The sequence below is a fragment of the Acidovorax sp. GW821-FHT11A03 genome, assembly GCF_058809075.1.
In genome coordinates this window covers 1-26,631 of record NZ_JBXASG010000002.1, presented here as the reverse complement: position 1 = coordinate 26,631, position 26,631 = coordinate 1, and the positions used below count along the sequence as shown (strand labels likewise).

Sequence of the window (26,631 nt, the reverse complement as noted above, 5' to 3'; positions counted from 1 at the left end):
CCGTGCGCGCTGCATGGGCGGCCTCCACGCCCCTGAAAACCCAATATGTCCGAAACCCCCTCCAAAGAAGACGAGCTGGCCGGTACCGAGCAGCCCTTCGTGCAGCACCTGATGGAGCTGCGCGACCGGCTGGTCAAGGCGCTCATTGCCATCGCCATCGCGGCGGCGATCCTGTTCTTCTTTCCCGGCCCTGGCGCGCTGTACGACTTCCTGGCGGCGCCGCTGGTGGCCCACCTGCCCAAGGGCGCCACGCTGATCGCCACCTCGGTGATCTCGCCGTTCATGGTGCCGCTCAAGATTTTGCTGATGTCGGCCTTCCTGCTGGCATTGCCCTTCGTGCTGTGGCAGGTGTGGGCCTTCGTGGCGCCGGGCCTGTACTCGCACGAGAAGAAGCTGGTGCTGCCGCTGGTGGTCTCCAGCACGCTGCTGTTCTTCATCGGGGTGGCGTTCTGCTACTACCTCGTGTTCGGGCAGGTGTTTGCGTTCATCCAGAGCTTCGCGCCCAAGAGCATCACGGCCGCGCCAGACATCGAGGCCTACCTGAGCTTCGTGCTGTCGATGTTCCTCGCGTTCGGCCTGGCGTTCGAGGTGCCCATCGCCGTGGTGGTGCTGGCCCGCATGGGCATCGTGAGCGTGCAGAAGCTGCGCGAGTTCCGCGGCTACTTCATCGTGCTGGCGTTCGTGATCGCCGCCGTCGTCACGCCGCCGGACGTGGTCTCGCAGCTGTCGCTGGCCGTGCCCATGTGCCTGCTGTACGAAGTGGGCATCTGGGCCGCGCAGATCTTCATCAAGCACACCAAGGCGCCTGAGGACACCGAGGAATCCGCCTCCGCGTCGTCCTGATCGATCGGCGCGCCGCCGTGGCGCGCTGGAAGGCGGGGTTGCACTGGGAGCCCCGGGCCTCCTGCTCCGCAAGGAATATCCAGATAAAAATAGCTGCCAGCGCTTGTCCGTCAAGCGTTGGCAGCTATTTTTTTGATAGTGCGCCGCAGCGCGGCCGCAGCTGCGTGGCCATCGGTGGGAACTGGCGCGCAGCCAGCCAGGGGCCATGGAACGCGGGTTTCGCCGGGCCGTCCGCGGCGCCCCCGTTGAGGGCGCCGCGCGGCGGCGCGGGGCTTGTTACCTCTTTCTCGGCTTTGGGCGCACGCCAGGGTTGATGCTCAGCTCCACCAGCTTGTCGCCGCGCTGCACGTTGAACGGGGCCACGGTTCCAGGCTTGAGCCCCGCCACGGCGGTCAGCAGTTCGGACACATTGCCCACGTTTTTTCCATCCACGCGCACGATCACGTCGCCGGGCCGCATGCCGGCCTGGGCCGCAGGGCCGTCCTGCAGCACGCCGGTGATGATCACGCCCTCGGTGGCCTTCACGCCGAAGGTCTCGGCCAGCTCGGGGGAGAGCTCGTTGGGCTCCACGCCGATCCAGCCGCGCGTGACCTGGCCGTCCTTCACGATGCCGTCCAGCACCAGCCGCGCGGTGGACACGGGGATCGCAAAGCCGATGCCCATGCTGCCGCCCGAGCGCGAGTAGATCGCGGTGTTGATGCCCATGAGGTTGCCGTTCACGTCCACCAGCGCGCCGCCCGAGTTGCCGGGGTTGATGGCCGCGTCGGTCTGGATGAAGTTCTCGAAGGTGTTGATGCCCAGCTGCGTGCGGCCCAGCGCGCTCACGATGCCGCTGGTCACCGTCTGGCCCACGCCGAACGGGTTGCCGATGGCCAGCACCTGATCGCCCACGGCGAGCACGTCCGAGTTGCCCAGCACGATGACGGGCAGCTTGTCGAGTTCGATCTTGAGGATGGCCAGGTCGGTGTCGGGGTCGGTGCCGATCACGCGGGCGCGGGCGCGGCGGCTGTCGGTCAGCGTCACCTCGATCTCGTCGGCGCCCTCCACCACGTGGTTGTTGGTGAGGATGTAGCCGTCGGGGCTCACGATCACGCCGCTGCCCAGCCCGGCCTGCGCCTGCGCGCCCTGGTCGCCAAAGAAGAACTGGAACCAGGGGTCGTTGCTGCGCGGATGGCGCACGGCCTTGCTGGTATTGATGCTGACCACGGCGGGCGCGGCCTGGCGCGCGGCAGCGCTGAAGCTTCCCGCCGCTGGCTGCGGGCTGGCGGTGGTCGCGGGAGCCTCCAGCAGCGCGATGCCCGCGCCCGAGCGCGTGGTGGCACCCCGGCCCAGCCAGCTCGGCTGCAGCGTGGCGACGACGAAATAGGCGGCAACGAACACCGTCACGGCCTGGGAAAACAGCAACCAGATGCGCTTCATGAAATTCTTCTGTACCGATGAGGAAGGGGCGGAAGGGGGTGTGGGGCTGGGGGCTTTCGGCCTGCACGGCAGGCCCTGGCCGCCTCTGCGGGCACATTGTCCCCCAACTGGGACCGCCGGCGCGCGCGACAATAGCCGCATGAGCATTTCACGCACCCACCTTCTGCAGGCCTTCGACAGCCTGCTGCAGCCCGAGCGTTTCAAGGACTACGGTCCCAACGGCCTGCAGGTCGAGGGCAAGGCCGAAGTCCGCCGCATCGTGAGTGGCGTGACGGCCAGCCGCGCCCTGATCGAGGCGGCCATCCGCGAGCGGGCCGATGCCATCTTCGTGCACCATGGCCTGTTCTGGCGTGGCCAGGACGGCCGGGTGACGGGCTGGATGAAGCAGCGGCTGCAGCTGCTGCTGGCGCACGACATCAACCTGTTCGCGTACCACCTGCCGCTGGATGCGCACGCCGAACTGGGCAACAACGCCCAGCTGGGGCGCGTGCTGGGCCTTGCCGCCGATGCGCGGTTCGGGGAGCAGGACCTGGGATTCTCCGCGCCGGCGGCCTTCGCCGACGGCCAGGCGCTGGCCGACCACGTGGCCCGGGCACTGGGACGGGCCGTGACCCTCGTGCAGCCCGAGGCGGCGGGCGCGCAGCGGCAGCAGCCTCTGGGCCGCGTGGCCTGGTGCACGGGCGGCGCCCAGGGCTACTTCGAATCAGCGATTGCCGCGGGGGCGGATGCCTTCATCACCGGGGAGATTTCGGAGCCCCAGGCCCATCTGGCACGCGAGATGGGCGTGTGTTTCATCGCGGCGGGGCACCACGCCACCGAGCGCTACGGAGCGCCGGCCGTCGCCGCGCACGTGTCCGGGCTGCTGGGCCTGGAGCATGTGTTCATCGAAATCCCCAACCCGGCCTGAGGGCCGCGAAGCCTTTTGGTGATATTGCTATTTAATCAATAGCATTTGGCGCTTTTCCCTCCGGCGCTGGACGCTGATTCCATTTCCATTCCATCCCCATGACACCACTGGCCATCACCCAAGGCGATCCCGCAGGCATCGGCCCCGAGATCGTCGCCAAGGCCTTCCGCGATGCGCCCCAGGACCTGCAGGGCTGTTTCGTGGTGGGCGACGTCGCCACGCTGCGCCGTGCGGCGCAGGCCATCGTGCGCCCCGGCGTTCCGGCCGTGCCGGTGGCGCAGATCGCGGCGGCGGCGCAGGCCCTGGCGATGCCTCCCCGCTGCATTCCGGTGCTGGCCCTGCCCGGCATCCCGGGACCGCAGCCCTGGGGGCGGATCAGCGCCGAGGCGGGGCGGGCGGCGGCCGACAGCGTGGTCTGGGCCGCGCGGGCAGCGCTCCGGGGCGAGGTGGCGGGCCTGGTGACGGCGCCGCTGCACAAGGAGGCGCTGTCGGCCGCCGGCGTCGCTTTCCCGGGCCATACCGAGCTGCTGCAGGCCGAGGCCGCTGCGCACCAGGGCGTGGCACTGGCGCAGATGCCCGTGCGCATGATGCTCGCCAGCGACGAGCTGCGCACGGTGCTGGTCAGCATCCACGTGTCGCTGCGCGACGCCATCGACGCGGTCACGCCAGGCAATGTGCTGCAGACCCTGCAGATCACGCACGCCGCATTGGCGCGCAGCCTGGGCCGCGCGCCGCGCATGGCGGTGGCGGGGCTCAATCCCCACGCGGGCGAGGGCGGGCTGTTCGGGCGCGAGGAAGTGGAGGTGATTGCACCGGCCATTGCCGCGGCGCGGGCGCAGGGCCTGGACGTGCACGGCCCGTTCGCGCCGGACACGGTGTTCATGCGTGCGCGCAGCACACCCGCACGCGCTGGCGAGTTCGACGTGGTTGTCGCGATGTACCACGACCAGGGCCTCATCCCGGTGAAGTACCTGGGCGTGGACAAGGGCGTGAACGTGACCCTGGGCCTGCCGCTGGTGCGTACCAGCCCCGACCATGGCACGGCGTTCGACATCGCGGGGCAGGGCGTGGCCGACGCCGCGAGCCTCATCGAGGCGGTGCGCATGGCGCGGGCGCTGTGTGAGTGAATTGCACGCTGGCGCTTGATGGTAAAGCGCTGAATGCTACTGTTTATATAGCAATCGAGAGAGTGGCACCAAACCAGCGCCACCCGCGAAACCGGCGCACCTCACGGCAGCGCACCCGTGGAGCCGGCTTTGCCAGGCCACCGGGCGCGTCCCCCGTGGGGAAGCGCGCAGCGCCTCAGGGGGCTATCTCTTCAGGCTGTCCCGGATCTCGCGCAGCAGCACGATGTCTTCCGGTGGCGCGGCCGGGGCTTCGGGGGCAGCGGGGGCTTCGCGCTTGAGGCGGTTGATCTGCTTGATCATCATGAAGATGATGAACGCCAGAATGATGAAATTGACGGCCACGGTCAGGAAGTTGCCGTAGGCAAACACCGGCACGCCTGCCTTCTTGAGGGCGTCCAGCGTCATGGCGGTGCCCGGCGGCACCGTGCCCAGCACCACGAACAGGTTGGAAAAATCGAGCTTGCCGAACACCAGCCCGACCACCGGCATGATCAGGTCCGACACGACAGAGTCCACGATCTTGCCGAAGGCCCCCCCAATGATGACGCCCACGGCGAGGTCAATCACATTGCCCTTGACCGCGAACTCCCTGAACTCCTGCATCATCCCCATGTTGTGCTCCTTGTGTGAATGGCGATCCCGGAGTATTGCCCGGAGCGGTGGCCTGTCAAGACAGTCCCTCACTTTGAAATAACCATTTTCACTCCGCTACAATTCGCGGTTGACCCCAATCTAGCGATGTTCATCGAGGATCCCCATGAGTGACACTCCAATCGACTCCAGCAAACGGACGTGGCTGATCGCGTCCGGCTGTGCTGGTGCGGTGGGCGGCGTGGCAACCGCCGTACCTTTCGTGAGTACTTTTCAGCCCTCCGAGCGCGCCAAAGCCGCCGGTGCTGCCGTCGAGGTGGATATTTCCGCCCTCAAGCCCGGAGAAAAAGTCACTGTGGAGTGGCGCGGCAAGCCCGTCTGGATCATCAAGCGCACGCCCGAGCAGCTCGCCGAGCTGCCCAAGCTCGATGGCCAGCTCGCGGATCCCAAGTCTGAACGCAAGCCTTCCGAACTCACGCCCGAGTACGCGCGCAACGAAGCCCGCTCCATCAAGCCGGAAATCTTCGTGGGCGTGGGCATCTGCTCGCACCTGGGCTGCTCGCCCTCCGACAAGTTCCAGCCTGGCGCCCAGCCGTCGCTGCCCGACGACTGGAAGGGCGGTTTCCTGTGCCCCTGCCACGGCTCCACGTTCGACATGGCCGGCCGCGTCTTCAAGAACAAGCCCGCACCCGACAACCTCGAAGTGCCCCCCCACATGTACCTTACCGAGACGCGCCTGCTGATCGGTGAAGACAAGAAGGCTTGAAGGAGCACGACGACATGGCTGAATTCAAGGAAATCTCTCCCAACGCCTCGGCGGGCGCCAAGGTCACGAACTGGTTCGAGAACCGCTTCCCGACCGCTTTCGACGCCTACAAGGTGCACATGTCGGAGTACTACGCTCCGAAGAACTTCAACTTTTGGTACATCTTCGGCTCGCTGGCGCTGGTCGTGCTGGTGATCCAGATCGTGACCGGCATCTTCCTGGTCATGCACTACAAGCCCGATGCCAGCCTGGCGTTCGCGTCGGTCGAGTACATCATGCGCGACGTGCCCTGGGGCTGGCTGATCCGTTACATGCACTCCACGGGCGCGTCGGCGTTCTTCGTGGTGGTGTACCTGCACATGTTCCGTGGCCTCATCTACGGCAGCTACCGCAAGCCGCGCGAGCTGGTCTGGATCTTCGGCTGCGCCATCTTCCTGTGCCTGATGGCGGAAGCCTTCATGGGCTACCTGCTGCCCTGGGGCCAGATGTCGTACTGGGGCGCCCAGGTGATCGTGAACCTGTTCGCGGCCATCCCTTTCATCGGTCCTGACCTCGCGCTGCTGATTCGTGGCGACTACGTGGTGGGCGACGCCACGCTGAACCGCTTCTTCAGCTTCCACGTGATCGCCGTGCCGCTGGTGCTGCTCGGCCTGGTGGTGGCGCACTTGCTGGCGCTGCACGATGTGGGTTCCAACAATCCCGACGGCGTGGAAATCAAGGGCCCCAAGGCGCCCAAGGATGCCAATGGCAAGCCGCTCGACGGCGTGCCTTTCCATCCCTACTACACGGTGCATGACATCTTTGCCTTGTCCATGTTCCTGATGGCCTTCACGGCGGTGGTGTTCTTCGCGCCCGAGTTCGGCGGCTACTTCCTCGAGTACAACAACTTCATCCCCGCGGATCCGCTCAAGACGCCCGCGCACATCGCGCCGGTCTGGTACTTCACGCCGTTCTATTCGATGCTGCGTGCGATCACCACCGAAATGATGTACGTGCTGGTCCTGTGCGTGGTGGCCGGTGCGGGCTTTGGCGTGCTCAAGGCGAAGCTGCCCAGCTTCATCAAGGTGGGCATCGCGGGTGCGGCTGTGGTCGTGATCGCGATGATGCTGTCCATCGACGCCAAGTTCTGGGGCGTGGTGGTGATGGGCGGTGCCGTGGTCATCCTGTTCTTCCTGCCCTGGCTGGACCACAGCCCGGTCAAGTCGATCCGCTACCGTCCGGACTGGCACAAGTACCTGTATGGCGTCTTCGTGATCATCTTCCTGATCCTGGGCTACCTGGGCGTGCAGCCCCCGTCTCCCATCGGCGAACGCGTATCGCAAGTGGGCACGCTGTTCTACTTCGGCTTCTTCCTGCTGATGCCCTGGTGGAGCCGCATTGGCGAGGCCAAGGCAGTGCCCGACCGCGTGACCTTTGTGGCGCACTGAGCCTGGAGACAACAACAATGAAGAAACTCATCCTCACGCTGATCGCCGCGGTGGGCCTAGCGGCCGGTGCCGCCCACGCCTCGGGTGGTGACACCATCGCCTGGGACAAGGCGCCCAACAAGACCAACGACCTGGCCTCCCTGCAAAACGGCGCCAAGGTATTCGTCAACTACTGCCTGAGCTGCCATTCGGCTGCCTTCATGCGCTTCAACCGCCTGCGCGACATCGGCCTGACCGAGCAGCAGATCAAGGACAACCTGCTGTTCACGACCGACAAGGTCGGCGAGACCATGAAGGCGTCCATCGATCCCAAGCAGGCCAAGGAATGGTTCGGCGCCAACCCGCCGGACCTGACCGTGATCGCGCGTTCGCGCGCCGGCCACGGCGGCACGGGTGCCGACTACCTCTACACCTTCCTGCGCACGTTCTACCGCGACGACACCAAGGCCACCGGCTGGAACAACCTGGCTTTCCCGAGCGTGGGCATGCCCCATGTGTTGTGGGAAATGCAGGGCGACCGCCGCCCCGTGTTCGAAGAGCACGAGAGCCATGGCCACAAGACCCAGGTGTTCAAGGGCTGGGAGCAGGTCAAGCCAGGCACGATGACCCCGCTGCAGTTCGACCAGACCGTGGGCGACCTCGTGAACTACCTGCAGTGGATGGGTGAGCCCGCCCAGAACACCCGCGTGCGCGTGGGGGTGTGGGTGCTGATCTTCCTCGGTTTCTTCACCATCATCGCCTGGAGGCTGAACGCAGCCTTCTGGAAGGATGTGAAGTAAGCAGCACGAGCCGTAGATCCATGAGAAGGCGCCCTTCGGGGTGCCGCCGGATTGTTTGCAGAGTGGGCGCTTTTGGCGTCCCACTCTTTTGATTTTTAGGAGCCTCCCACCATGATGGTGCTTTATTCGGGTACGACCTGTCCCTTCTCCCACCGCTGCCGCTTCGTCCTGTTCGAAAAAGGCATGGACTTTGAAATCCGCGATGTGGACCTGTACAACAAGCCCGAAGACATCAGCGTGATGAACCCGTACGGCCAGGTGCCCATCCTGGTCGAGCGCGACCTGATCCTGTACGAGTCGAACATCATCAATGAGTACATCGACGAGCGCTTCCCACACCCCCAGCTGATGCCCGGCGACCCGGTCGACCGCGCCCGCGTGCGCCTGTTCCTGCTCAACTTCGAGAAGGAACTGTTCGTGCACGTGAACATCCTGGAGTCGCGCGCCACCAAGGGCAACGAAAAGGCGCTGGAAAAGGCGCGCGCCCACATCCGCGACCGTCTCACGCAGCTGGCCCCCGTGTTCCTCAAGAACAAGTACATGCTGGGCGACAACTTCTCCATGCTGGACGTGGCGATTGCCCCGTTGCTGTGGCGCCTGGACTACTACGGCATCGACCTGTCCAAGAACGCGGCGCCGCTGCTCAAGTACGCCGAGCGCATCTTCTCGCGCCCTGCCTACATCGAAGCGCTGACGCCGTCCGAAAAGGTCATGCGCAAGTAATCTGCGGCCTGCCCAATTTCTCTTCATCTACCGCAGCAGCCACCCATCTTCATGACCGCACAGGAATCCACCTCCACGCGCCCGTACCTCATTCGTGCCCTGTACGAGTGGTGCACCGACAACGGGCTCACGCCCTATGTGGCCGTGCGCGTGGACGATTCCGTGCAAGTGCCGCGCGAGTACGTGAAGGATGGCGAGATCGTCCTGAACATCAGCTTTGACGCGACGAGCGCCTTGCAGCTGGGCAACGATTTCATCGAGTTCAAGGCCCGCTTCGGCGGCAAGCCGCGCGAGATCCTGGTGCCCGTGGGCCGGGTCATCGCCATCTATGCCCGTGAAAACGGCCAGGGCATGGCGTTTCCTCCCCCGGTGGATGTGCTCGCTGGTAGCAGCGGTGCGGGCCCGGCGGCGCCAGCGCTGCCGGAGGCATTGCCATCGGCGCAGGATGTGGTGGCGGCCGGGGCTGTGCCTGCTCCCGAGGACCGCGTGGTCCAACTGGTGCCCTCCGACGATGGCAAGAAGGACGGCGACGGCGGTGACGCGCCGCGGCCTCCCCCGGCAGCGGGTGGTGCCCGGCCTTCTCTCAAGCGGGTCAAATAACGGCCCCAGCATTTTTTTGAGGCTGCTTTTTCCACTATAAAATGCAGCCTTCGCCGGTTTAGCTCAGTTGGTAGAGCACCCGCCTTGTAAGCGGTAGGTCGTCAGTTCGATTCCGACAACCGGCACCATGTCCCTGGTGTCTCCCACGCATTCCCCGATCCTGGCGCAGGCCGTCAGGTTTGAACTTTCAGGCGAATCGCGTTAACCTCCCACCCCCGGCTGCGCAAATGCGCCTGCAGAGCAGGCAGCAGCTGGCGTATTTTTGCCGCTGCGGCATTGCTCTTGACGAGCAGGCACCAGGAGTCCCCATCGATGGGCCCCGCCTGGACCGTGGGACGCAGCGCCGCAGGAATCAGCATTTCAATGGCCTTGAGCCGATCACTGGAATCGCGTGTCAACGCTGTGAGCTTGGCCAGCGTGGGAGAGTCCTCGCTGGCCTGCTGCAGGCTGACGGCGTAGTGGCGGCGGTTCATGGTGTGCGTCTTCGGGCGTGGAGAATTCGTAGTGCATCTGATTATCACGGACGCCAGGCTGGCGCGCAGCCGGGCCATTCACCTGTCTGGCACGCGCCTGCTCCTGGCCGGGCTGGCGGTGTCGCTGTGCCTCATGCTGGTGGCTGCGACGCTCTACCACTGGGTTTTCCTCAAGGGCGCGCGCGAAGGCTGGCCGATCGTGGGCTCGCTGGTCCGGCTGGTCGTGAAGGACGAGTTTGCCGAGCGGGACCGGTTCATGCGCGCCAACCTGGATGCGATGGCCCGCCGTGTCGGCGAGATGCAGGCCCGCATGGTGCAGCTGGAATCGCTGGGCGACCGCGTGCTGGGCCTGGCGGGCATGGCGCCCTCCGATATCCAGAAATCGGATGTCCGGGGGGGCGTGCTCGTGAGCGCGCGCAATCTGTCGATGGAGGAGCTGCAGTCCACGCTCGATGAGCTGGAGCGCCTGACCAACCAGCGGGTGGACCTGATGACGGTGCTCGAATCGCGCCTATTCGACCAGCACATCCGAAAGAAGATGATTCCCACCCATGCGCCGGTGACCGGCCGCGTGCCCGGCTCGTCCTTTGGCTGGCGGGTGGACCCGATCACGGGCCAGTCGGCGCTGCACACGGGGCTCGACTTCCAGGCCGATACGGGTACGCCCATCCTGGCCGCTGCCGGTGGCGTGGTGGTGACCCAGGAATACCACCCCGCCTACGGCAACATGATCGAGGTGGACCACGGCAACCAGCTGGTCACGCGCTACGCCCACGCATCGCGCACCTTGGTCAAGCAGGGGGACATCGTGCGCCGTGGCCAGAAGATTGCGGAGGTGGGGACCACGGGGCGTTCCACGGGCCCCCATCTGCATTTCGAGGTGCTGGTGCAGGGTGTTTTCCAGGACCCGCAGAAGTTTCTGAGCGCGGGCGGCGCGGGCCCCGCGGCGCAGGTTGCGGCGGTCCAGCCCCGCGCATCGCCCGGCCAGCCGGCCGTGCCCGCAGCGGGCAGGTAAAATCGCGGGTCCGGTGTTCAGGCCCGGGATTGCAAGCAGCTTGCAATCCATGGCGATGGACCCACCTGAACTCAATTCATCTTAGGGATTTCGGTCGCTTGGCGCGCTGATTGCAGCGGGCAAGCGGTCCTGTTCGCATGGCCACCAACTTCCTCACCAAACTATTCGGCAGCCGCAATGACCGGCTCCTCAAGCAGTACCGCAAGACGGTGACCCGCATCAATGCGATGGAGCCCGACTACGAAAAGCTGTCGGACGAGCAGCTTCGCGCCAAGACGCAGGAGTTCAAGGACCGTGTAGCCAAGGGCGAGTCGCTGGACGATATCCTCCCGGAGGCTTTCGCGGTGGTCCGCGAGGGCTCCAAGCGCATCATGAAGATGCGCCACTTCGATGTGCAATTGCTGGGCGGCATGGCGCTGCACTTTGGCAAGATTTCCGAAATGCGCACGGGTGAGGGCAAGACCCTCACCGCGACCTTGCCGGTGTACCTCAATGCCTTGTCGGGCAAGGGCGTGCATGTGGTGACCGTGAACGACTACCTGGCCAACCGCGACGCGCAATGGATGGGCCGGCTGTACAACTTCCTGGGCCTCACGGTGGGCATCAACCTGCCCAACATGCCGCGCGAGCAAAAGCAGGAAGCCTACCGCGCCGACATCACCTACGGCACGAACAACGAATACGGCTTTGACTACCTGCGCGACAACATGGTCTATGAAGCACAGGACCGCGTGCAGCAGGGCCTGAACTTCGCCATCGTCGACGAGGTGGACTCGATCCTGATCGACGAGGCGCGCACGCCCCTGATCATCAGTGGCCAGGCCGAAGACCACACGGCCATGTATATCGCCATGAACAAGGTGGTGCCGCTGCTGGTGCGCCAGGAAGGCGAAGCCGATCCGCGCACGGGCGAGGGCGTGACCAAGCCGGGCGACTTCACGCTGGACGAAAAGACCCACCAGGTGTTCCTGACCGAGCAGGGTCACGAGAGCGCCGAGCGCATCCTGGCCAGCCACGGCCTGATCGCCGAGGGCGCCTCGGTGTACGACCCGGCCAACATCACGCTGATGCACCACCTGTATGCGGCGCTCCGGGCCAACCACCTGTACCACCGCGACCAGCACTACGTGGTGCAGAACGGCGAGATCGTGATCGTGGATGAGTTCACCGGCCGCCTGATGTCGGGCCGCCGCTGGAGCGAAGGCCTGCACCAGGCCGTCGAGGCCAAGGAAGGCGTGAACATCCAGGCCGAGAACCAGACGCTGGCCTCCATCACGTTCCAGAACTACTTCCGCCTGTACAACAAGCTCGCGGGCATGACCGGCACGGCCGACACCGAGGCCTACGAGTTCCAGGAGATCTACGGCCTGGAAACGACCGTGATCCCGCCGAACCGCCCGAGCCGCCGGGACGACCAGCTCGACCGCGTGTACAAGACCACGCGCGAGAAGTACGAAGCGGCCATCAAGGACATCCGCGAATGCCATGAGCGCGGCCAGCCGGTGCTGGTGGGCACCACGTCGATCGAGAACTCCGAGATCATCGACCAGCTCCTGAACAAGGAAGGCCTGCCGCACCAGGTGCTCAACGCCAAGCAGCACGCCCGTGAGGCCGATATCGTGGCCCAGGCCGGCCGCGAGGGCATGATCACCATCGCCACCAACATGGCGGGCCGTGGTACCGACATCGTGCTGGGCGGCAACATCGAAAAGGACGTGGCGGCCATCGAAGCCGATGAAAGCCTGTCCGAAGCCGACCGCGCCGCCAAGGTCAGCGCCTTGCGCGAGCAGTGGAAGATCGACCACGAGAAGGTCAAGGCACTGGGCGGCCTGCGCATCATCGCCACCGAGCGCCACGAATCACGCCGCATCGACAACCAGCTGCGTGGCCGCTCGGGCCGCCAGGGCGACCCTGGTTCCTCGCGCTTTTACCTGAGCCTGGACGATTCGCTGATGCGCATCTTCGCGGGCGACCGCGTCAAGGCGATCATGGACCGTCTGAAGATGCCCGATGGCGAGGCCATCGAGGCCGGCATCGTGACGCGCAGCATCGAATCGGCCCAGCGCAAGGTCGAGGCCCGCAACTTCGACATCCGCAAGCAATTGCTGGAATACGACGACGTGGCCAATGACCAGCGCAAGGTGATCTACCAGCAGCGCAATGACATCCTGGACGCATCCGACCTGTCGGACGTGATCGCCGCGATGCGCGAAGACTGCATGACCGACCTGGTGCGCCAGTACGTGCCGGCCGAGTCGGTGGAAGAACAATGGGACCTCGCGGCGCTGGAGAAGGCGCTGGTGGACGAATGGCAGGTGTCCATTGCCCTGCAGCAGCAGGTGCAGGGTGCCAGCGCCATCACCGACGACGAGATCCTGGACAAGGTTCTGGCGGCCGCCCATGCCTCCTTTGACGGCAAGGTGGAGCAGGTCGGGCGCGAGAACTTCACCCAGTTCGAGCGCATGGTGCTGCTGCAGAGCTTTGACTCCAACTGGCGCGACCATCTGAGCGCGCTGGACTACCTGCGCCAGGGCATCCACCTGCGCGGGTACGCGCAAAAGCAGCCCAAGCAGGAGTACAAGCGGGAGGCGTTCGAGCTGTTCCGCCAGCTGATCGACCAGGTCAAGAACGAGGTCACCAAGATCCTCATGACCGTGCAGGTGCAGTCGCAGGCCCAGCTCGACCAGGCTGCGCAGGACATGGAAAGCCGCGGCGAGAGCATTGCCAACGTAACCTATACCGCCCCCACCGAAACGGGGGAGGTGGAGACCACCGCGGGCGCGCAGCCCGGCGACGGCCTGAACCTGCCCGAAGGCATGCGCGTGGGCCGCAACGACCCCTGCCCTTGTGGCAGCGGCAAGAAGTACAAGCAGTGCCACGGCAAGCTGGCCTGAGGCCCCGGGGCACCGCCCCCGCGTGCAGGCGTTGAAACCACGCCTGTGGATTTACATGACACGGGCTTCGGCCCGTGTTTTCATTGGCAGGCCACGGTTTTCCGGATAATCGGCCGCAGTTTTTATCAGAAAGGCCCTGTCTCCCATGCCTGTCAATCTTGTCGCCCCCGTGGCCGCCGATCTGCACCCGATCGCCGGCGTCCGCATTGGTGTTGCCGAAGCCGGTGTTCGCAAGGCCCATCGCAAGGACCTCACCGTGTTCCTGCTGGACGAGGGCGCCAGCGTGGCGGGCGTGTTCACGCAGAACCGTTTTTGCGCCGCACCGGTGCAGATCAGCCGCGACCACCTTGCCGCCGGCCAGGCGATCCGTGCGATGGTGGTCAACACCGGCAATGCCAATGCGGGCACGGGAGCCGATGGCCTGGCGCGTGCTCGGGCCACTTGCGGCGCGCTCGCGCGCCAGCTCGGCGTGGCGCCCGAGCAGATCCTGCCGTTCTCCACCGGCGTGATCATGGAACCCCTGCCCAGCGACCGCATCGAGGCCGGCCTGCCCGCCGCGATTGCCGACGCGCAGCCCGGCCATTGGGCCCGTGCGGCGGAAGGCATCATGACCACCGACACGCTGCCCAAGGCGTTCTCCGCGCAGGTGCAGATTGGCGGCGCCACGGTGTCCATCACCGGCATCAGCAAGGGCGCCGGCATGATCCGGCCCAATATGGCCACCATGCTCGGCTTCATGGCCACGGACGCCTGTGTGGCCCCGGCCGTGATGCAGCAGCTGGCCCGCGAACTGGCCGATGGCTCTTTCAACCGGGTCACGATCGACGGCGACACATCGACCAACGACTCGTTCGTGGTGGTGGCCACCAACAAGGCCGCGCATGCGCCCATCGCTTCCCTGGCCAGCGCCGAGGGCCAGGCCCTGAAGGCAGCCATGCTGGCGGTGTCGCAAAAGCTCGCCCAGGCCATCGTGCGCGACGGCGAGGGAGCCACCAAGTTCATCACCGTCCGGGTGGAAGGTGGCAAGACGGGGGACGAATGCCGCAAGGTGGCGTACGCCATCGCCCACTCGCCCCTGGTCAAGACAGCGTTCTATGCCAGCGACCCGAACCTGGGCCGTATCCTCGCGGCCGTGGGGTATGCCGGCATCGATGATCTGGACCAGACCGGCATCGACCTGTACCTGGACGATGTGCATGTGGCGGTCAAGGGCGGCCGCAATCCGGCCTACCGCGAGGAGGATGGGCAGCGCGTGATGAAGCAAAGCGAGATCACCGTGCGTGTCCTGCTGGGCCGGGGCAGCGTGTCCGACACGGTCTGGACCTGTGATTTCAGCCACGAGTACGTGACCATCAATGCGGACTACCGTTCGTGAGTAACTCCTGATTTGATAGCTGCTAGCGCTTTATTCACAAGCGCTGAATGCGAAAATGAACGAAAAATTTGAACACCTGATCGAGCGGGCCGAGCAACTGATCGCCCGCATTGAATCCGTGCTGCCCCAGCCGCTGGGCGCGCCCGACTGGTCGGGCTCGATTGCCTGGCGCTACCGCAAGCGCAGCAGTGGCCACGGCACCCTGGAACCCGTGCGCCATGTCGCCGGCATGCAGCTGTCGGACCTCAAGGAAATCGACGGGCAGAAGGAGAAGATCGCGCGCAACACGGAGCAGTTCGTGCAGGGCAAGCCCGCCAACAACGTGCTGCTGACCGGAGCCCGCGGCACCGGCAAGTCCTCGCTCATCAAGGCCTGCCTCAATGCCTATGCGGGGCGGGGCCTGCGCCTGATCGAAGTGGACAAGGCCGACCTTGTCGACCTGCCCGACATCGTGGACGTGGTGTCCGACCGGCCAGAGAAATTCGTCGTGTTCTGCGACGACCTGAGCTTTGAGGAGGGCGAGCCGGGCTACAAGGCCCTGAAGTCGATCCTCGACGGTTCGGTGGCGGCGGCCACGCCGAATGTGCTGATCTACGCGACGAGCAACCGGCGCCACCTGCTGCCTGAGTACATGGCGGAAAACCTCACCTACACCCACACCGAGGATGGCGAAGTGCACCCCGGCGAAGTGGTGGAAGAGAAGATTTCGCTGTCGGAGCGGTTCGGCCTGTGGGTGAGCTTCTACCCCTTCAGCCAGGAGGAGTACCTGACCATCGTGGCCCAATGGCTGTCCTCCCTGGGGGTGTCCGGGGCCGCGATCACGGCCGCGCGGCCCGAGGCACTCGTCTGGGCGCTGGAGCGCGGCTCGCGCAGCGGCCGCGTGGCCTACCAGTTCGCGCGCGACTATGCGGGACGGCACAGTGGCTGATTCCGCAACCACGCCCCTGGTTCCCGCCCCGCAAGCCAGCCGAAAGCACACGGAGGTCGCAGTGGGCATCCTGCTGCGCGCTGATGGCGCCATGCTGTTGTCCACCCGTCCGCCGGGCAAGCCCTATGCCGGGTACTGGGAGTTTCCGGGCGGCAAGCTGGAGGCGGGCGAAACCGTGGAGCAGGCACTGCGCCGCGAATTGATCGAGGAGCTGGGCGTGACCATTGGGGCGGCCAGCGTATGGAAAGTCACGGAGCACGACTACCCGCATGCCCTGGTGCGCCTGCACTGGTGCAAGGTGTGGGAATGGTCGGGACAGTTCGAGATGCGTGAAGGGCAGGCCATGCAATGGCAGCAGATTCCGCTGACGGTATCGCCTGTCTTGCCAGGTGCCTACCCGGTTCTGCAGTGGCTTGCGCAGGAGCGGGGCGTGGAGTTTTCGCCGCCACCTCCGTAGACTGCTATTGAATTAATAGCTATTTGCGCTTGCAGATCGGGCGCTGGGCGGCGATTTCCCTGAAGATGCGGGCTGGCCTGCCAGCCGGGGTCAGTGTTGCAGGCGTGGATCGCCGTACTGCGCATCGGCGGGCGGGGCCTCTGCGGGCATCCGGAAATCCTCGCTTGCCCAGGCACCGAGGTCGACCTGCTTGCAGCGCTCGCTGCAGAACGGGCGGTAAGCATTGGCAGGGCTGTAGACGCTGTCTCCACCGCAGGTGGGGCAGGTCACGGTGCGGGCGGCGGTTGCCGCATCGGGGCGGGGGGCGGGAGCGGCCATGTCTCGTCGTCGTCCTCAAATCACGATCCAGCGCCGAGCCTCAGGCGCACAGGGTCAGTTCAAACGCAGCGTCCTCGCTGCAGGCGTGCAGGCGTCCATCGCCCTCCAGCCGCATGAGCCGCACCGAGACGATGAGGCGGTTGCCGCTGATTTCGGGAATCAGGTCCAGGGCAGGATCGATGCGCAGGCGCAGCAACTGGAACGTGCGGCCCTGCGGCAGATTCTGCTGGAACTGGCCGCGCTCGGCAGCCACCTTCTGGGGCACGCCGGAATCGCGCAGCAGCTTGAGCAGCACGTAGATGGATTCAGCGAGGGGGGCCAGTGTGGACGCCCATTCCTCGAGCGCTTGCTGCCGCACGGCGGGCGCATGGTGCTGCCATGCGTAGTACGCGGGCAGGTCAAAGCCGCAGGTACCCCCTGGAATGCCGACCCGGCTGCGGATGCTCATCAGCCAGTCGTTTTCCGTGAGCGAGTGGCCCGACTTGCCGGACTGGGTATTCAGCGCGGTGAAACAACGGTCCAACTGGGCGATGATCGCATCCAGCGCCGCTTCGGAGATCGAGGGGTTGCCCCGGTAGCTGTCGAGCTGGTGCTTGTGCTTCTCGATGTCCTTGAGCACGTCCGACTTCAGGTCGGCCCGCGCTGCGACGTCCATGATCTCGAAGATCGTGACCAGCGCGAAGTGATGATCGAGCGCGTGGGAGCGGGGTATCAATTCCCCCAACCGGCGAAACAACTGCTCAAGCCGCAGATAGGTTCTGAGACGCTCGTTAAAGGGATATTCGTAAAGGATCACGCTGGCGGGTTCCTGGGGGCTCAGGGGGTATTCTGACGCCGGTGGCGCACGGCATGGAGTGAAAGCACAAACGGTTTCGTTCGCATCATAGCCCGAACAGCGCCGCTGCCTGCCGGGTTTGCGCGTGCAGGTTCTCCAGCGTGCAATCCCTGTCGTTGGCAATCACGGCATCTGCGACGGCCCGCCGGGCCGGGCGGCTGGCTTGGGACGCAATGATGCCCAGCACCACCTCCCGCGTCAGGCCGTTGCGCTGCATGACGCGTTCGATCTGCGTTTCAGCAGAGCAATCGACCACCAGCACCGCGTCCAGCCTGCGGGCCCAACGACCGGATTCCGCCAGCAGCGGAATATCGAACACGATCAGCACATGGCCCTCGTGCGCCGCCTGCTCGGCCTTCAAATTGCCGTGAAGGGTGACGAGCGGGTGCACGATCCCTTCGAGCTGGGTCCGTGCCTCCGGCCGGCTGAAGGCCAATGCACGCATGCGGCCCCGGTCCAGCGCCCCGGTGGTATCCACGAAGTCGCTGCCGAAAGTCGCGCGGATGGCCTCCATGGCCGCTCCGTGCGGGCCTGTGACCTCGCGGGCGATCTGGTCCGCGTCGATCAGGCTGGCGCCCAGAGAGGCCAGCACATGGCCCACCGTGCTCTTGCCGCTGCCAATGCCACCAGTCAGGCCCAGACGCAAGGGATGCTTGCGTGGATTCATCGTTCAAAGGCCCAGGAGTTTCAGCACCGTGTCCAGAATGGCGTGGGGCCCGAACACCATCGCCGTGAATCCCGCCCCGACAAGAAAGGGGCCGAAGGGGATGTAGCCGCCTTCACGCAGGCTGCTGAAGATTTTCATCGCGATGCCGATGACGGCGCCGATCACCGAGGACATCAGAATGATGGGTACGAGGGCCTGCCAGCCGAACCAGGCCCCCAGCGCGGCAAACAGCTTGAAATCCCCATACCCCATGCCTTCCTTGCCGGTGGCGAGCTTGAACCCCCAGTAGACCAGCCAAAGCGAAAGATAGCCCGCCACGGCGCCGAACACCGAGGCGTGCAGCGGTACTGCGATCCACTGCAGGGCAGACGACAAAAGGCCGGCCCACAGCAGCGGCAGGGTGATGTCGTCGGGCAGGAGGGTGGTGTCCCAGTCGATGAATGCCAGTGCCACCAGGGCCGCCGAGAAACCACACCATGCAATCCCCGTGGCCGTGACACCCCAGCGCTGGATGCAAAAGAAGAACAGGGCACCGGTCGCCATCTCGATCAGAGGGTATCGGACCGAGATCCGCGCCTTGCAGGCCGAGCAGCGGCCCCGTAGAAAGAGATAGCTGACGACAGGAATGTTCTCGTACCACTGCACCAAGTGCCCGCAAGACGGGCAGCGAGAGCGGGGGACCATGAGATTGAACCGTTCTGGCTCGGGATGCGCCGGGCTGGTATCAGCTTGTGCGGCCGGTGCCTGCATCGCCTGAACCTCTTCAGTCCACCGGCGCTCCATCATCTTGGGCAGCCGGTAAATGACCACATTGAGAAAACTGCCGATCAGAAGTCCCAATACCGCACCCCAACTCGCATTCCACCAAGTCTCCATCTCCATCACACGACTTGGCCAAGCTTGAAGATGGGGAGGTACATCGAGACCACGATCCCGCCAATCAACGTTCCCAGGAAGACAATGATGATGGGTTCCATGAGGCTCGACAGGCCTGCCACCATTTCATCCACTTCTGCCTCGTAAAAATCGGCAGCCTTGCCCAGCATATGGTCGATGGAGCCGGATTCCTCACCAATGGCACACATCTGAAGCACCATGGACGGGAAAATATTGGCATTGCCCATGGCTGCGGTAAGGCTCGTGCCGGTGGAGACTTCCTGTTGGATTTTTTCGGTCGCAAGAAGATAGACGGAATTACCGGATGCGCCGCCAACAGAGTCCAGTGCTTCCACCAAGGGTACTCCAGCGGCAAACATGGTAGCTAATGTGCGTGTCCAGCGTGCAACACAGGATTTTTCTATCAGAACGCCAAAAATTGGTATTTTTAATAATATCCTATCCATGAACATTTGCATTTTTTCATTTCTTCTCCAAGCTTGCATGAAGAAGAAAAATCCTCCGCCTATTACGCCAAAAATCAACCACCACCATTTCACAAAAATCTCGCTGATAGCCATCACAAACAAGGTAGGGGCAGGCAAATCTGCGCCAAAGGAAGTAAAAACTTCTTTGAATGCAGGAATAACAAAAATCATGATTACAGTGACAACCACAAAAGCTACTATGACCACCGATGCGGGATACATTAAAGCTGACTTAATTTTTGATTTGATGGCTTCAGTCTTTTCCATGTAAGTCGCCAATCGGTCGAGTAAGGCCTCCAGAATGCCTGCCGCCTCCCCTGCCTCTACCAAATTGCAATAAAGGCTGTCGAAATACATTGGATGTTTGCGGAACGCCGCATTCAGCGATGTGCCTGTTTCCACATCAGAGCGGATGTCATTCAGCAGCTTGGTAACGCTTGCATTGGTATTGCCTCGCCCCACAATGTCAAATGATTGGAGGAGAGGCACCCCAGCTTTCATCATGGTTGCAAGCTGCCGTGTGAACAGAGCAATGTCCTTGGGCTTGATCTTCTTGCCCGACCGCATGCGCCTTTTCTTGATCCTCGTCGGGAAAACGCCCTGGCGGCGCAGGGTGGCTTGCACTTGGTTTTCCCCGGAAGCGCGCACCTCGCCGCGCACGATTTTCCCGTGTCGGTCCTTGCCTTCCCATTCGAAAACAAATTCCTTGATATCCCGTGATGATGCAGCAGTTGCCATGCTGGTCCCTCTAGCTCGTTATTCGTTGGTGACGGCAAGCACTTCTTCCAGCGAAGTGAAACCCAATCTTGCTTTGTGCAGGCCAGATTCGCGCAGTGAGCGAACACCTTCCGCGCGTGCCTGCTCGGCGATCTCAAGCGCGCTTCCATCTCGCAATATGATGCGCTGGATGTCTTCCGAGATTGGCAATACTTGGTATATGCCGACCCGGCCCTTGTAGCCGTTGTTGCAGGCCGAGCAGCCTACAGGGCGGTAGGTCACCCAGCTTCCGTCGATGTCCTCCTCCCTGTATCCCGCTTCGAGAAGGGATTCGTGCGGTATATCGGCCGGCACCTTGCACACGGGGCACAGCCTGCGCGCAAGGCGTTGCGCGGTAATAAGAATCACGCTGGACGCGATATTGAATGGGGCAATCCCCATATTGCGCATCCGGGTCAGGGTCGTGGGGGCATCGTTGGTGTGCAGGGTCGACAAAACCAGGTGACCCGTCTGCGCTGCCTTGATGGAAATATCTGCGGTCTCCAGATCGCGAATTTCACCAACCATGATGATGTCGGGATCCTGCCGCAGAAAGGATTTCAGGGCCACGGCAAAAGTCAACCCCGCTTTTTCATTGACGTTGACCTGATTGACCCCGGGCAGGTTGATTTCCGAAGGGTCTTCCGCGGTGGCAATGTTCACGCCTGGCTTGTTCAGCAGGTTCAGGCAGGTATATAGCGACACGGTTTTGCCGGACCCCGTCGGGCCCGTGACCAGAATCATCCCATAGGGGCGCCCTATGGCCTCCAGCAGCCGCTCTTTTTCCTGAGGTTCGTAGCCCAACGCATCGATCCCAAGCTTGGCGCTGCTCGGGTCCAGGATACGGATAACGATTTTTTCCCCAAACAGGGTGGGGAGGGTACTTACACGAAAATCGATCACCCTGTCCGGGCCCACCTTCAATTTCATGCGTCCGTCTTGCGGGACTCGCTTTTCAGAAATATCCAGCCGGGAGATCACCTTGATGCGGGATGCGAGTTTGTCCTTGATAGCAATGGGCGGGGATGCGATTTCCCGGAGTTCTCCATCGATCCGGAATCTCACCCGATACTGGTGTTCGTAGGGTTCAAAATGCAGGTCCGAGGCCCGCATATTGAATGCGTCAAGCAGCATCTTGTGCAGGAACTTGACGATGGGTGCATCTTCCACATCGCCGGCACCGGTATCGTTGTTGTCGGGTGCTTCTTCGATGGCTACATCGTCGAAATCAAAGTCGCCCCCACCACTCACCAAGGTGTCCATCGACTCGCTGGTGGATTTCGTGGTGGACTCTACCAGCCGGCTGAGCTTGTCATATTCGGCGATAATCCAATCCACCCCCATCTGGGTCGTGAATTTGATTTTCTCGGCGGCCTCTTGATCAGTGGGGTCGGCAGTCGCGACGATAAGGCGATTATTGCGTTTGCTGAGGACAACGACCCGGTACGCCTGGCATATTTTGGGATCGAGAAGCTCTTTGGGCAGTCGAAGCGGATCAATCGCTTCCAGATCCAGCAAGGGCGCACCAAACACGGCTGAAACGGTGTGCGCCAAATCGGCAGCCGACACGGCACCAGATCCCGTCAATTCCGCAATAAAACTGGTGCGGCTGATTTGTGATTTTTTGTAAATGTCCTCTGCCGACTTTTGGGTCAACTTGCCGGCGGACATCAACGCCCTGCCCAATCCGGGAAGGGCCACTGCAGAGGCTTCTTTGGGGGCAGTATCAACAGCGGCCATGTAACCGGTAATGTGTTAGGTGTGGAAAAGAATCCATCCTATCATCACCGATCAGCCACAAGCTGTACAGCCGTCGATATTGGCAACAGCACCACAGAACCGGCGCTTTTGTTGAAAATGCGGTCTTGTGGTCGGGGTGAGAGGATTCGAACCTCCGGCCTCTACGTCCCGAACGTAGCGCTCTACCAGGCTAAGCTACACCCCGTTGTGTGCGATTGCACTCGAAAGTGGATGCAATGGGGCATCTCAGTTGCGTCGTGCAAGCAATTGCGCGGCCAATTCTAGCAAACCTGCTGAATAGGCATTGGCGGGTAATTGCTCGGCCGCGGCCATGGCGCGGCGGGCCTCGCCGAAGGCCGCTGCCCGGGTGATGTCCAGTGCCCCGGTGTCGCGGACAATCTGCACGATCTCGGCCAGTTGGTCGGTGGAGCCCTGTTCAATGGCGTGGCGCACGGTTTGCGCCTGGCTTTGCGTTCCGCGTTCCATGGCGGCGATCAGGGGCAGGGTGGACTTGCCTTCCCGAAGATCGTCTCCCAGATTTTTACCCATTTCCACTGCGTCGCCGTCGTAGTCGAGAACGTCGTCAATGATCTGGAAGGCGGTTCCCAGTGCCTGCCCGTAGGTTGCGCAGGCCTCTTCGACATCGGGCGGGCTGCCCGCCAGCACCGCGCCGAGGCGGGCACTGGCTTCAAACAGCTTGGCGGTCTTGGACCGGATGACACGCAGGTAGCCCGCTTCGTCCAGCGATGCATCGTGCATATTCATGAGCTGCAGCACTTCCCCCTCGGCGATCACATTGGTGGCTTCCGAGAGTATTTCCATGATGCGCATGCTGCCCGCCTCGACCATCATCTGGAAGGAGCGGGTGTGCAGGAAATCGCCGACGAGCACGCTGGCAGGATTGCCAAAAGTTTCGTTGGCAGTGGGGCGGCCGCGGCGCAGGGTGGAGGCATCCACCACATCGTCGTGCAGCAGGGTGGCGGTGTGGATCAGCTCCACGACGGCCGCGAGACTGTGGCGCTGCGCGCCTCGGTAGTCCAGGGCTCCGCACACCATGAGCAAAAGCGCGGGCCGCAGGCGCTTGCCGCCGGCGGCAATGATGTATTGGGATATCTGCGCGACCAGGGGAACGCTGGAAGTCAGGCGCTGACCGATGACCTTGTCGACCTCGTGCATGTCTTGTGCAACGAGCAGGAGGGGCGATGCGGCGGGGGCGGTGTGGTCAGTCAAGATGGTGGTCGCAGAAAGAGACCGGATTATAGGAAGCCCTGAAGGCGCCCCGGCGCGTTGCGCGAGGCTGCCGCTCGGCCGGCATGCGGGGGCTGGCGCTGCTCGGAGCGATGCGCTATACTCTTGGGCTCTGCGGAAATTCGTCTGCAGAACTCATATCAAGAGGTCAACATGTACGCGGTCATAAAAACCGGCGGCAAGCAGTATCGCGTTGCTTCCGGCGAAAAAATTAAAGTAGAACAGATTGCTGCGGACGTAGGCCAGGAAATTGTGATCGATCAGGTTTTGGCAGTCGGCAACGGCGCTGAACTCAAGATCGGTACGCCCCTGGTGTCCGGCGCAACCGTGAAAGCCACTGTCGTGGCCCACGGCAAGCACGACAAGGTGCACATCTTCAAGATGCGCCGTCGCAAGCACTATCAAAAACGCCAAGGCCATCGCCAGCAGTTCACTGAGCTGCAAATCGGTGCGATTGCTGCTTAATCGAAGGAGCTAGTCATGGCACAGAAAAAAGGCGGCGGCTCTACGCGAAACGGGCGCGACTCCAAGCCAAAGATGCTGGGTGTCAAGGCGTTCGGTGGTGAACTGATCAGCGCTGGCTCGATCATCGTGCGCCAACGCGGCACGCGTTTCCACCCCGGCAACAATGTCGGCGTGGGCAAGGATCACACCTTGTTCGCCCTGGTGGACGGCCACGTGTCGTTCGGCACCAAGGGTGCGTTGTCCAAGTCCACGGTCAATGTGACTCCTGCCTGAGGTTCATTCCTCCGGTAGCCATCGAAGCCCCGCTTTGCCGGGGCTTTGTTGTTTGGTCTGTACGATGGCGCGTTCAAGCCATTCGCAGACAGCGCCTCCGAGGCGTTCCGCTGCTCCGACCTGCCGGGTAACCTGCCGTCGGTGCCGCGCCCTTTTGTAAACTGGATATCCCATGAAGTTCGTCGATGAAGCCTTTATTGACATTGCCGCAGGCGATGGTGGCAATGGCTGCGTGTCTTTCCGGCATGAAAAGTACAAGGAGTTCGGCGGTCCCAACGGGGGCGACGGTGGGCGCGGCGGGCATGTGTTCGCGGTGGCGGATCCGAATCTGAACACCCTGGTGGATTTTCGCTACTCTCGGCGCCATGAGGCCAAGCGCGGGGAGCATGGCATGGGATCGGACATGTTCGGTGCCGCTGGCACCGACATCACCCTCAAGATGCCCGTGGGCACCATCATCACCGACGCTGAAACAGGCGAAGTGCTGTACGAGCTGCTCAACCCGGGCGAGGTCATCACCATCGCCAAGGGCGGGGATGGTGGTTTTGGCAACATGCGCTTCAAGAGCGCCATCAACCGCGCGCCCCGCCAGAAGACACCGGGCTGGCCCGGCGAGAAGAAGAACCTGAAACTGGAACTGAAGGTGCTGGCCGACGTGGGCCTGCTGGGTATGCCCAATGCGGGCAAATCGACCTTCATCACGGCGGTGTCCAACGCCCGCCCCAAGATCGCGGACTACCCGTTCACCACGCTGCACCCCAACCTGGGCGTCGTGCGCGTGGGCCCTGAGCAGAGTTTTGTGGTGGCCGATATTCCCGGGCTGATCGAAGGCGCTTCGGAAGGTGCAGGCCTCGGGCACCAGTTCCTGCGCCACCTGCAGCGCACCCGCCTGCTGCTGCACATTGTCGATCTGGCGCCCTTCGATGATGCGGTGGATCCGGTGGCCCAGGCCAAGGCCATCGTGAACGAGCTCAAGAAATACGACCAGCAGCTGTACAACAAGCCGCGCTGGCTGGTGTTGAACAAGCTGGACATGGTGCCCACCGAAGAGAGGGAAACGCGGGTGAAGGACTTCGTCAAGCGCTTCAAGTGGAAAGGGCCCGTCTTCGAGATTTCTGCACTCACGCGCGAAGGCTGCGAGCCGCTGATCCATGCCATCTTCCGCCGCGTGCAGTCCGAGCAGCGGGTGGAGAACGAGCCGGTGGAGGTGGATCCCCGCTTTGCCGGAGATGCTCCGGCCTGATCCGCCGCAAAGCCTTTCTGGTTTGAGTGCTATATTTTTAATAGCTATCGGCGCTTGATGGACAGGCGCTAGTGGCCAAAAACACTAAAAAAATGGTTTCCAGCGTATTGCGTGATGCCCGCCGCATCGTGGTCAAGGTGGGTTCCAGTCTTGTGACCAATGAGGGGCGTGGCCTCGACGAAACCGCCATTGGTGAATGGAGCCGCCAGCTGGCGGCCCTGGTGCGTGGCGACGGCGGCGTACCCCGCGAGGTCGTGATGGTGTCCAGTGGTGCCATTGCCGAAGGCATGAAGCGCCTGGGCTGGACCACGCGGCCGCACGAAGTCCACGAGTTGCAGGCCGCTGCCGCCGTCGGACAGATGGGACTGGCGCAGATGTACGAAACCAAACTGCGCGAGCAGGGCATGGGCAGCGCGCAGGTGTTGCTCACCCATGCGGACCTGGCTGACCGCGAGCGCTACCTGAACGCGCGCTCGACCTTGCTCACGCTGCTGCGCCTTGGCGTGGTGCCGGTGATCAATGAGAACGACACCGTCGTGAACGACGAGATCAAGTTCGGCGACAACGACACGCTGGGTGCCCTGGTGGCCAATCTGGTGGAGGCCGATGCGCTGATTATCCTGACCGACCAGAAGGGGCTGTACACGGCCGATCCGCGCCGTGATGCATCGGCGCAGTTTGTCCACGAAGCCAAGGCGGGCGACCCGGCACTGGAGGCCATGGCCGGCGGCGCGGGTTCCAGCATCGGCAAGGGCGGCATGATCACCAAGATCCTGGCGGCCAAACGGGCTGCCGGCTCGGGGGCGTCCACCGTGATTGCCTGGGGGCGTGAATCCGACGTACTGGTCCGCCTCGTGCGGGGCGAGGCGCTGGGCACCTTGCTCGTGGCCCAGACGCAGAAGAAGCAGGCCCGCAAGCAGTGGATGGCCGACCACCTGCAACTGCGGGGTTCGGTGGTGGTGGACGCCGGGGCGGCCGCCAAGGTGCGGGATGAAGGCAAGAGCCTGCTTCCCATCGGGATGACGGCGGTGGAGGGCGACTTCTCCCGTGGTGACGTGATTGCCGTGCGCGACGCCTCCGGCGCTGAAATTGCCCGCGGCCTGGCCAACTATGCGGCGGCCGAGGCGCGGATGCTGTGCCGCAAGCCCTCGACGGAGTTCGAAAGGCTGCTGGGGTATGTTGCGGAGCCGGAGATGGTGCACCGCGACAATCTGGTGCTGGCTGCCACCAGCTGATGGCCAAGTCCCAGGCCACTCGCACGCAGTCAAACGCCTGCTCTGTGCAGGCGTTTTTCATGGTGGCTGGCCACTGAAGGGCTAGCTGTTGATTCTCAGGAGGTTGTTCATGGCCGGAATGCGGCTCATGGGCGGCTGATGGTTGAGAGCGGAGTGTGGTCGA

At 63.5% G+C, this 26,631-nt stretch carries 27 protein-coding genes and 2 tRNA genes; 18 read left to right on the top strand and 11 right to left on the bottom strand.

Annotation, left to right across the window (positions count from 1 at the left end):
* Positions 1–45: 45 nt before the first annotated feature.
* Entirely contained in the window at positions 46–843 is a 798-nt protein-coding gene (gene tatC, locus AC1RVY_RS03880; RefSeq protein WP_218293455.1) for a twin-arginine translocase subunit TatC, read from the top strand.
* Between the two features lie 276 nt (positions 844–1,119).
* Here the strand turns inward: tatC and AC1RVY_RS03875 are convergent, their stop codons facing one another.
* Positions 1,120–2,262 carry a S1C family serine protease gene (locus AC1RVY_RS03875; RefSeq protein WP_218293456.1) on the bottom strand — a complete coding sequence of 381 codons (1,143 nt, stop codon included), beginning with the start codon at positions 2,260–2,262 and terminating at the stop codon, positions 1,120–1,122.
* Positions 2,263–2,401: 139 nt separating this feature from the next.
* Between AC1RVY_RS03875 and AC1RVY_RS03870 the strand changes: the two genes are divergently transcribed.
* The gene (locus AC1RVY_RS03870) at positions 2,402–3,169 is read left to right on the top strand and encodes a Nif3-like dinuclear metal center hexameric protein (RefSeq protein ID WP_369641655.1); all 768 of its coding nucleotides are present in this window, start codon (positions 2,402–2,404) and stop codon (positions 3,167–3,169) included.
* 98 nt (positions 3,170–3,267) lie between these two features.
* On the top strand, positions 3,268–4,296 hold the full coding sequence (pdxA, locus tag AC1RVY_RS03865; RefSeq protein WP_218293458.1) for a 4-hydroxythreonine-4-phosphate dehydrogenase PdxA: 1,029 nt from the start codon (positions 3,268–3,270) through the stop codon (positions 4,294–4,296).
* 183 nt (positions 4,297–4,479) lie between these two features.
* Here pdxA and mscL read toward each other — a convergent pair whose 3' ends face one another.
* Positions 4,480–4,908: a large conductance mechanosensitive channel protein MscL gene (mscL, locus tag AC1RVY_RS03860; RefSeq protein ID WP_218293459.1), complete on the bottom strand. Its 429-nt coding sequence runs from the start codon at positions 4,906–4,908 to the stop codon at positions 4,480–4,482.
* 145 nt (positions 4,909–5,053) lie between these two features.
* Here mscL and petA point away from each other — a divergent pair, with 145 nt between their 5' ends.
* The 6 genes from petA to AC1RVY_RS03830 all read left to right on the top strand — a co-directional run bounded on the left by petA (position 5,054) and on the right by AC1RVY_RS03830 (position 9,310).
* Positions 5,054–5,653, top strand: a complete 600-nt coding sequence (gene petA, locus AC1RVY_RS03855; RefSeq protein ID WP_218293460.1) for a ubiquinol-cytochrome c reductase iron-sulfur subunit — start codon at positions 5,054–5,056, stop codon at positions 5,651–5,653.
* Positions 5,654–5,667: 14 nt separating this feature from the next.
* The gene (locus tag AC1RVY_RS03850) at positions 5,668–7,080 is read left to right on the top strand and encodes a cytochrome b (RefSeq protein ID WP_218293461.1); all 1,413 of its coding nucleotides are present in this window, start codon (positions 5,668–5,670) and stop codon (positions 7,078–7,080) included.
* A 17-nt stretch (positions 7,081–7,097) separates the two neighbouring features.
* A complete protein-coding gene (locus AC1RVY_RS03845) occupies positions 7,098–7,859 on the top strand; it encodes a cytochrome c1 (RefSeq protein WP_218293462.1) in 762 nt (253 codons plus the stop codon).
* Positions 7,860–7,970: 111 nt separating this feature from the next.
* Positions 7,971–8,582 carry a glutathione S-transferase N-terminal domain-containing protein gene (locus AC1RVY_RS03840; protein ID WP_007854512.1) on the top strand — a complete coding sequence of 204 codons (612 nt, stop codon included), beginning with the start codon at positions 7,971–7,973 and terminating at the stop codon, positions 8,580–8,582.
* 51 nt (positions 8,583–8,633) lie between these two features.
* Positions 8,634–9,182, top strand: a complete 549-nt coding sequence (locus AC1RVY_RS03835) for a ClpXP protease specificity-enhancing factor (RefSeq protein ID WP_218340325.1) — start codon at positions 8,634–8,636, stop codon at positions 9,180–9,182.
* Positions 9,183–9,234: 52 nt separating this feature from the next.
* Positions 9,235–9,310, top strand: a tRNA-Thr gene (locus tag AC1RVY_RS03830).
* Between the two features lie 45 nt (positions 9,311–9,355).
* On the opposite strand, the gene AC1RVY_RS03825 is transcribed toward AC1RVY_RS03830, so the two are convergent.
* The gene (locus AC1RVY_RS03825) at positions 9,356–9,655 is read right to left on the bottom strand and encodes a hypothetical protein (RefSeq protein WP_218293464.1); all 300 of its coding nucleotides are present in this window, start codon (positions 9,653–9,655) and stop codon (positions 9,356–9,358) included.
* A gap of 31 nt (positions 9,656–9,686) precedes the next feature.
* Between AC1RVY_RS03825 and AC1RVY_RS03820 the strand changes: the two genes are divergently transcribed.
* From AC1RVY_RS03820 to AC1RVY_RS03800, 5 genes are all read left to right on the top strand, one after another.
* The gene (locus AC1RVY_RS03820; RefSeq protein ID WP_492805399.1) at positions 9,687–10,670 is read left to right on the top strand and encodes a M23 family metallopeptidase; all 984 of its coding nucleotides are present in this window, start codon (positions 9,687–9,689) and stop codon (positions 10,668–10,670) included.
* A gap of 137 nt (positions 10,671–10,807) precedes the next feature.
* Entirely contained in the window at positions 10,808–13,564 is a 2,757-nt protein-coding gene (gene secA / locus AC1RVY_RS03815; RefSeq protein ID WP_218340323.1) for a preprotein translocase subunit SecA, read from the top strand.
* Positions 13,565–13,709: 145 nt separating this feature from the next.
* Entirely contained in the window at positions 13,710–14,939 is a 1,230-nt protein-coding gene (argJ, locus tag AC1RVY_RS03810) for a bifunctional glutamate N-acetyltransferase/amino-acid acetyltransferase ArgJ (protein ID WP_218293467.1), read from the top strand.
* Positions 14,940–14,994: 55 nt separating this feature from the next.
* Complete coding sequence (locus tag AC1RVY_RS03805; RefSeq protein ID WP_492244179.1) at positions 14,995–15,867, top strand: ATP-binding protein; 873 nt, start codon at positions 14,995–14,997, stop codon at positions 15,865–15,867.
* A complete protein-coding gene (locus AC1RVY_RS03800; protein WP_255591193.1) occupies positions 15,845–16,324 on the top strand; it encodes an NUDIX domain-containing protein in 480 nt (159 codons plus the stop codon). Before AC1RVY_RS03805 ends, AC1RVY_RS03800 begins: the two co-directional genes overlap by 23 nt.
* Before the next feature lie 90 nt (positions 16,325–16,414).
* On the opposite strand, the gene AC1RVY_RS03795 is transcribed toward AC1RVY_RS03800, so the two are convergent.
* The 8 genes from AC1RVY_RS03795 to AC1RVY_RS03760 form a co-directional block, all read right to left on the bottom strand.
* Positions 16,415–16,642 (bottom strand): DNA gyrase inhibitor YacG, encoded by a 228-nt coding sequence (locus AC1RVY_RS03795; protein WP_492805396.1) that lies wholly within the window; start codon positions 16,640–16,642, stop codon positions 16,415–16,417.
* Positions 16,643–16,682: 40 nt separating this feature from the next.
* Complete coding sequence (gene zapD, locus AC1RVY_RS03790; protein WP_218340321.1) at positions 16,683–17,438, bottom strand: cell division protein ZapD; 756 nt, start codon at positions 17,436–17,438, stop codon at positions 16,683–16,685.
* An 85-nt stretch (positions 17,439–17,523) separates the two neighbouring features.
* Positions 17,524–18,144 (bottom strand): dephospho-CoA kinase, encoded by a 621-nt coding sequence (gene coaE, locus AC1RVY_RS03785; RefSeq protein ID WP_492805394.1) that lies wholly within the window; start codon positions 18,142–18,144, stop codon positions 17,524–17,526.
* 3 nt (positions 18,145–18,147) lie between these two features.
* Entirely contained in the window at positions 18,148–19,026 is an 879-nt protein-coding gene (locus AC1RVY_RS03780; RefSeq protein WP_492805392.1) for a prepilin peptidase, read from the bottom strand.
* Positions 19,026–20,246 carry a type II secretion system F family protein gene (locus AC1RVY_RS03775; RefSeq protein WP_492805390.1) on the bottom strand — a complete coding sequence of 407 codons (1,221 nt, stop codon included), beginning with the start codon at positions 20,244–20,246 and terminating at the stop codon, positions 19,026–19,028. The genes AC1RVY_RS03780 and AC1RVY_RS03775 overlap by 1 nt, the downstream gene beginning before the upstream one ends.
* A gap of 18 nt (positions 20,247–20,264) precedes the next feature.
* A complete protein-coding gene (pilB, locus tag AC1RVY_RS03770) occupies positions 20,265–22,004 on the bottom strand; it encodes a type IV-A pilus assembly ATPase PilB (RefSeq protein WP_492805388.1) in 1,740 nt (579 codons plus the stop codon).
* 128 nt (positions 22,005–22,132) lie between these two features.
* Positions 22,133–22,209: transfer RNA gene (locus AC1RVY_RS03765), tRNA-Pro, on the bottom strand.
* 41 nt (positions 22,210–22,250) lie between these two features.
* A complete protein-coding gene (locus AC1RVY_RS03760) occupies positions 22,251–23,180 on the bottom strand; it encodes a polyprenyl synthetase family protein (protein WP_218294407.1) in 930 nt (309 codons plus the stop codon).
* Between the two features lie 225 nt (positions 23,181–23,405).
* On the opposite strand from AC1RVY_RS03760, the gene rplU reads away from it, so the two are divergent.
* The 4 genes from rplU (at position 23,406) to proB (ending at position 26,468) form a co-directional block, all read left to right on the top strand.
* Positions 23,406–23,717 carry a 50S ribosomal protein L21 gene (gene rplU, locus AC1RVY_RS03755; protein ID WP_010462012.1) on the top strand — a complete coding sequence of 104 codons (312 nt, stop codon included), beginning with the start codon at positions 23,406–23,408 and terminating at the stop codon, positions 23,715–23,717.
* A gap of 15 nt (positions 23,718–23,732) precedes the next feature.
* Positions 23,733–23,990: a 50S ribosomal protein L27 gene (gene rpmA / locus AC1RVY_RS03750; RefSeq protein ID WP_008905145.1), complete on the top strand. Its 258-nt coding sequence runs from the start codon at positions 23,733–23,735 to the stop codon at positions 23,988–23,990.
* A gap of 172 nt (positions 23,991–24,162) precedes the next feature.
* A complete protein-coding gene (gene cgtA / locus AC1RVY_RS03745) occupies positions 24,163–25,233 on the top strand; it encodes an Obg family GTPase CgtA (RefSeq protein WP_492805385.1) in 1,071 nt (356 codons plus the stop codon).
* A gap of 92 nt (positions 25,234–25,325) precedes the next feature.
* Positions 25,326–26,468: a glutamate 5-kinase gene (proB, locus tag AC1RVY_RS03740; RefSeq protein ID WP_218293476.1), complete on the top strand. Its 1,143-nt coding sequence runs from the start codon at positions 25,326–25,328 to the stop codon at positions 26,466–26,468.
* Positions 26,469–26,631: the final 163 nt, after the last annotated feature.

What these genes read in the sequence shown, in the direction of transcription:
- tatC (WP_218293455.1), top strand. Translation starts at nt 46, where the DNA reads ATGTCCGAAACCCCCTCCAAAGAAGACGAGCTGGCCGGTACCGAGCAG.
- AC1RVY_RS03875 (WP_218293456.1), bottom strand. Translation starts at nt 2,262, where the DNA reads ATGAAGCGCATCTGGTTGCTGTTTTCCCAGGCCGTGACGGTGTTCGTT.
- AC1RVY_RS03870 (WP_369641655.1), top strand. Translation starts at nt 2,402, where the DNA reads ATGAGCATTTCACGCACCCACCTTCTGCAGGCCTTCGACAGCCTGCTG.
- pdxA (WP_218293458.1), top strand. Translation starts at nt 3,268, where the DNA reads ATGACACCACTGGCCATCACCCAAGGCGATCCCGCAGGCATCGGCCCC.
- mscL (WP_218293459.1), bottom strand. Translation starts at nt 4,908, where the DNA reads ATGGGGATGATGCAGGAGTTCAGGGAGTTCGCGGTCAAGGGCAATGTG.
- petA (WP_218293460.1), top strand. Translation starts at nt 5,054, where the DNA reads ATGAGTGACACTCCAATCGACTCCAGCAAACGGACGTGGCTGATCGCG.
- AC1RVY_RS03850 (WP_218293461.1), top strand. Translation starts at nt 5,668, where the DNA reads ATGGCTGAATTCAAGGAAATCTCTCCCAACGCCTCGGCGGGCGCCAAG.
- AC1RVY_RS03845 (WP_218293462.1), top strand. Translation starts at nt 7,098, where the DNA reads ATGAAGAAACTCATCCTCACGCTGATCGCCGCGGTGGGCCTAGCGGCC.
- AC1RVY_RS03840 (WP_007854512.1), top strand. Translation starts at nt 7,971, where the DNA reads ATGATGGTGCTTTATTCGGGTACGACCTGTCCCTTCTCCCACCGCTGC.
- AC1RVY_RS03835 (WP_218340325.1), top strand. Translation starts at nt 8,634, where the DNA reads ATGACCGCACAGGAATCCACCTCCACGCGCCCGTACCTCATTCGTGCC.
- AC1RVY_RS03825 (WP_218293464.1), bottom strand. Translation starts at nt 9,655, where the DNA reads ATGAACCGCCGCCACTACGCCGTCAGCCTGCAGCAGGCCAGCGAGGAC.
- secA (WP_218340323.1), top strand. Translation starts at nt 10,808, where the DNA reads ATGGCCACCAACTTCCTCACCAAACTATTCGGCAGCCGCAATGACCGG.
- argJ (WP_218293467.1), top strand. Translation starts at nt 13,710, where the DNA reads ATGCCTGTCAATCTTGTCGCCCCCGTGGCCGCCGATCTGCACCCGATC.
- AC1RVY_RS03805 (WP_492244179.1), top strand. Translation starts at nt 14,995, where the DNA reads ATGAACGAAAAATTTGAACACCTGATCGAGCGGGCCGAGCAACTGATC.
- AC1RVY_RS03800 (WP_255591193.1), top strand. Translation starts at nt 15,845, where the DNA reads ATGCGGGACGGCACAGTGGCTGATTCCGCAACCACGCCCCTGGTTCCC.
- AC1RVY_RS03795 (WP_492805396.1), bottom strand. Translation starts at nt 16,642, where the DNA reads ATGGCCGCTCCCGCCCCCCGCCCCGATGCGGCAACCGCCGCCCGCACC.
- coaE (WP_492805394.1), bottom strand. Translation starts at nt 18,144, where the DNA reads ATGAATCCACGCAAGCATCCCTTGCGTCTGGGCCTGACTGGTGGCATT.
- AC1RVY_RS03780 (WP_492805392.1), bottom strand. Translation starts at nt 19,026, where the DNA reads ATGGAGATGGAGACTTGGTGGAATGCGAGTTGGGGTGCGGTATTGGGA.
- AC1RVY_RS03775 (WP_492805390.1), bottom strand. Translation starts at nt 20,246, where the DNA reads ATGGCAACTGCTGCATCATCACGGGATATCAAGGAATTTGTTTTCGAA.
- pilB (WP_492805388.1), bottom strand. Translation starts at nt 22,004, where the DNA reads ATGGCCGCTGTTGATACTGCCCCCAAAGAAGCCTCTGCAGTGGCCCTT.
- AC1RVY_RS03760 (WP_218294407.1), bottom strand. Translation starts at nt 23,180, where the DNA reads ATGCACGAGGTCGACAAGGTCATCGGTCAGCGCCTGACTTCCAGCGTT.
- rplU (WP_010462012.1), top strand. Translation starts at nt 23,406, where the DNA reads ATGTACGCGGTCATAAAAACCGGCGGCAAGCAGTATCGCGTTGCTTCC.
- rpmA (WP_008905145.1), top strand. Translation starts at nt 23,733, where the DNA reads ATGGCACAGAAAAAAGGCGGCGGCTCTACGCGAAACGGGCGCGACTCC.
- cgtA (WP_492805385.1), top strand. Translation starts at nt 24,163, where the DNA reads ATGAAGTTCGTCGATGAAGCCTTTATTGACATTGCCGCAGGCGATGGT.
- proB (WP_218293476.1), top strand. Translation starts at nt 25,326, where the DNA reads ATGGTTTCCAGCGTATTGCGTGATGCCCGCCGCATCGTGGTCAAGGTG.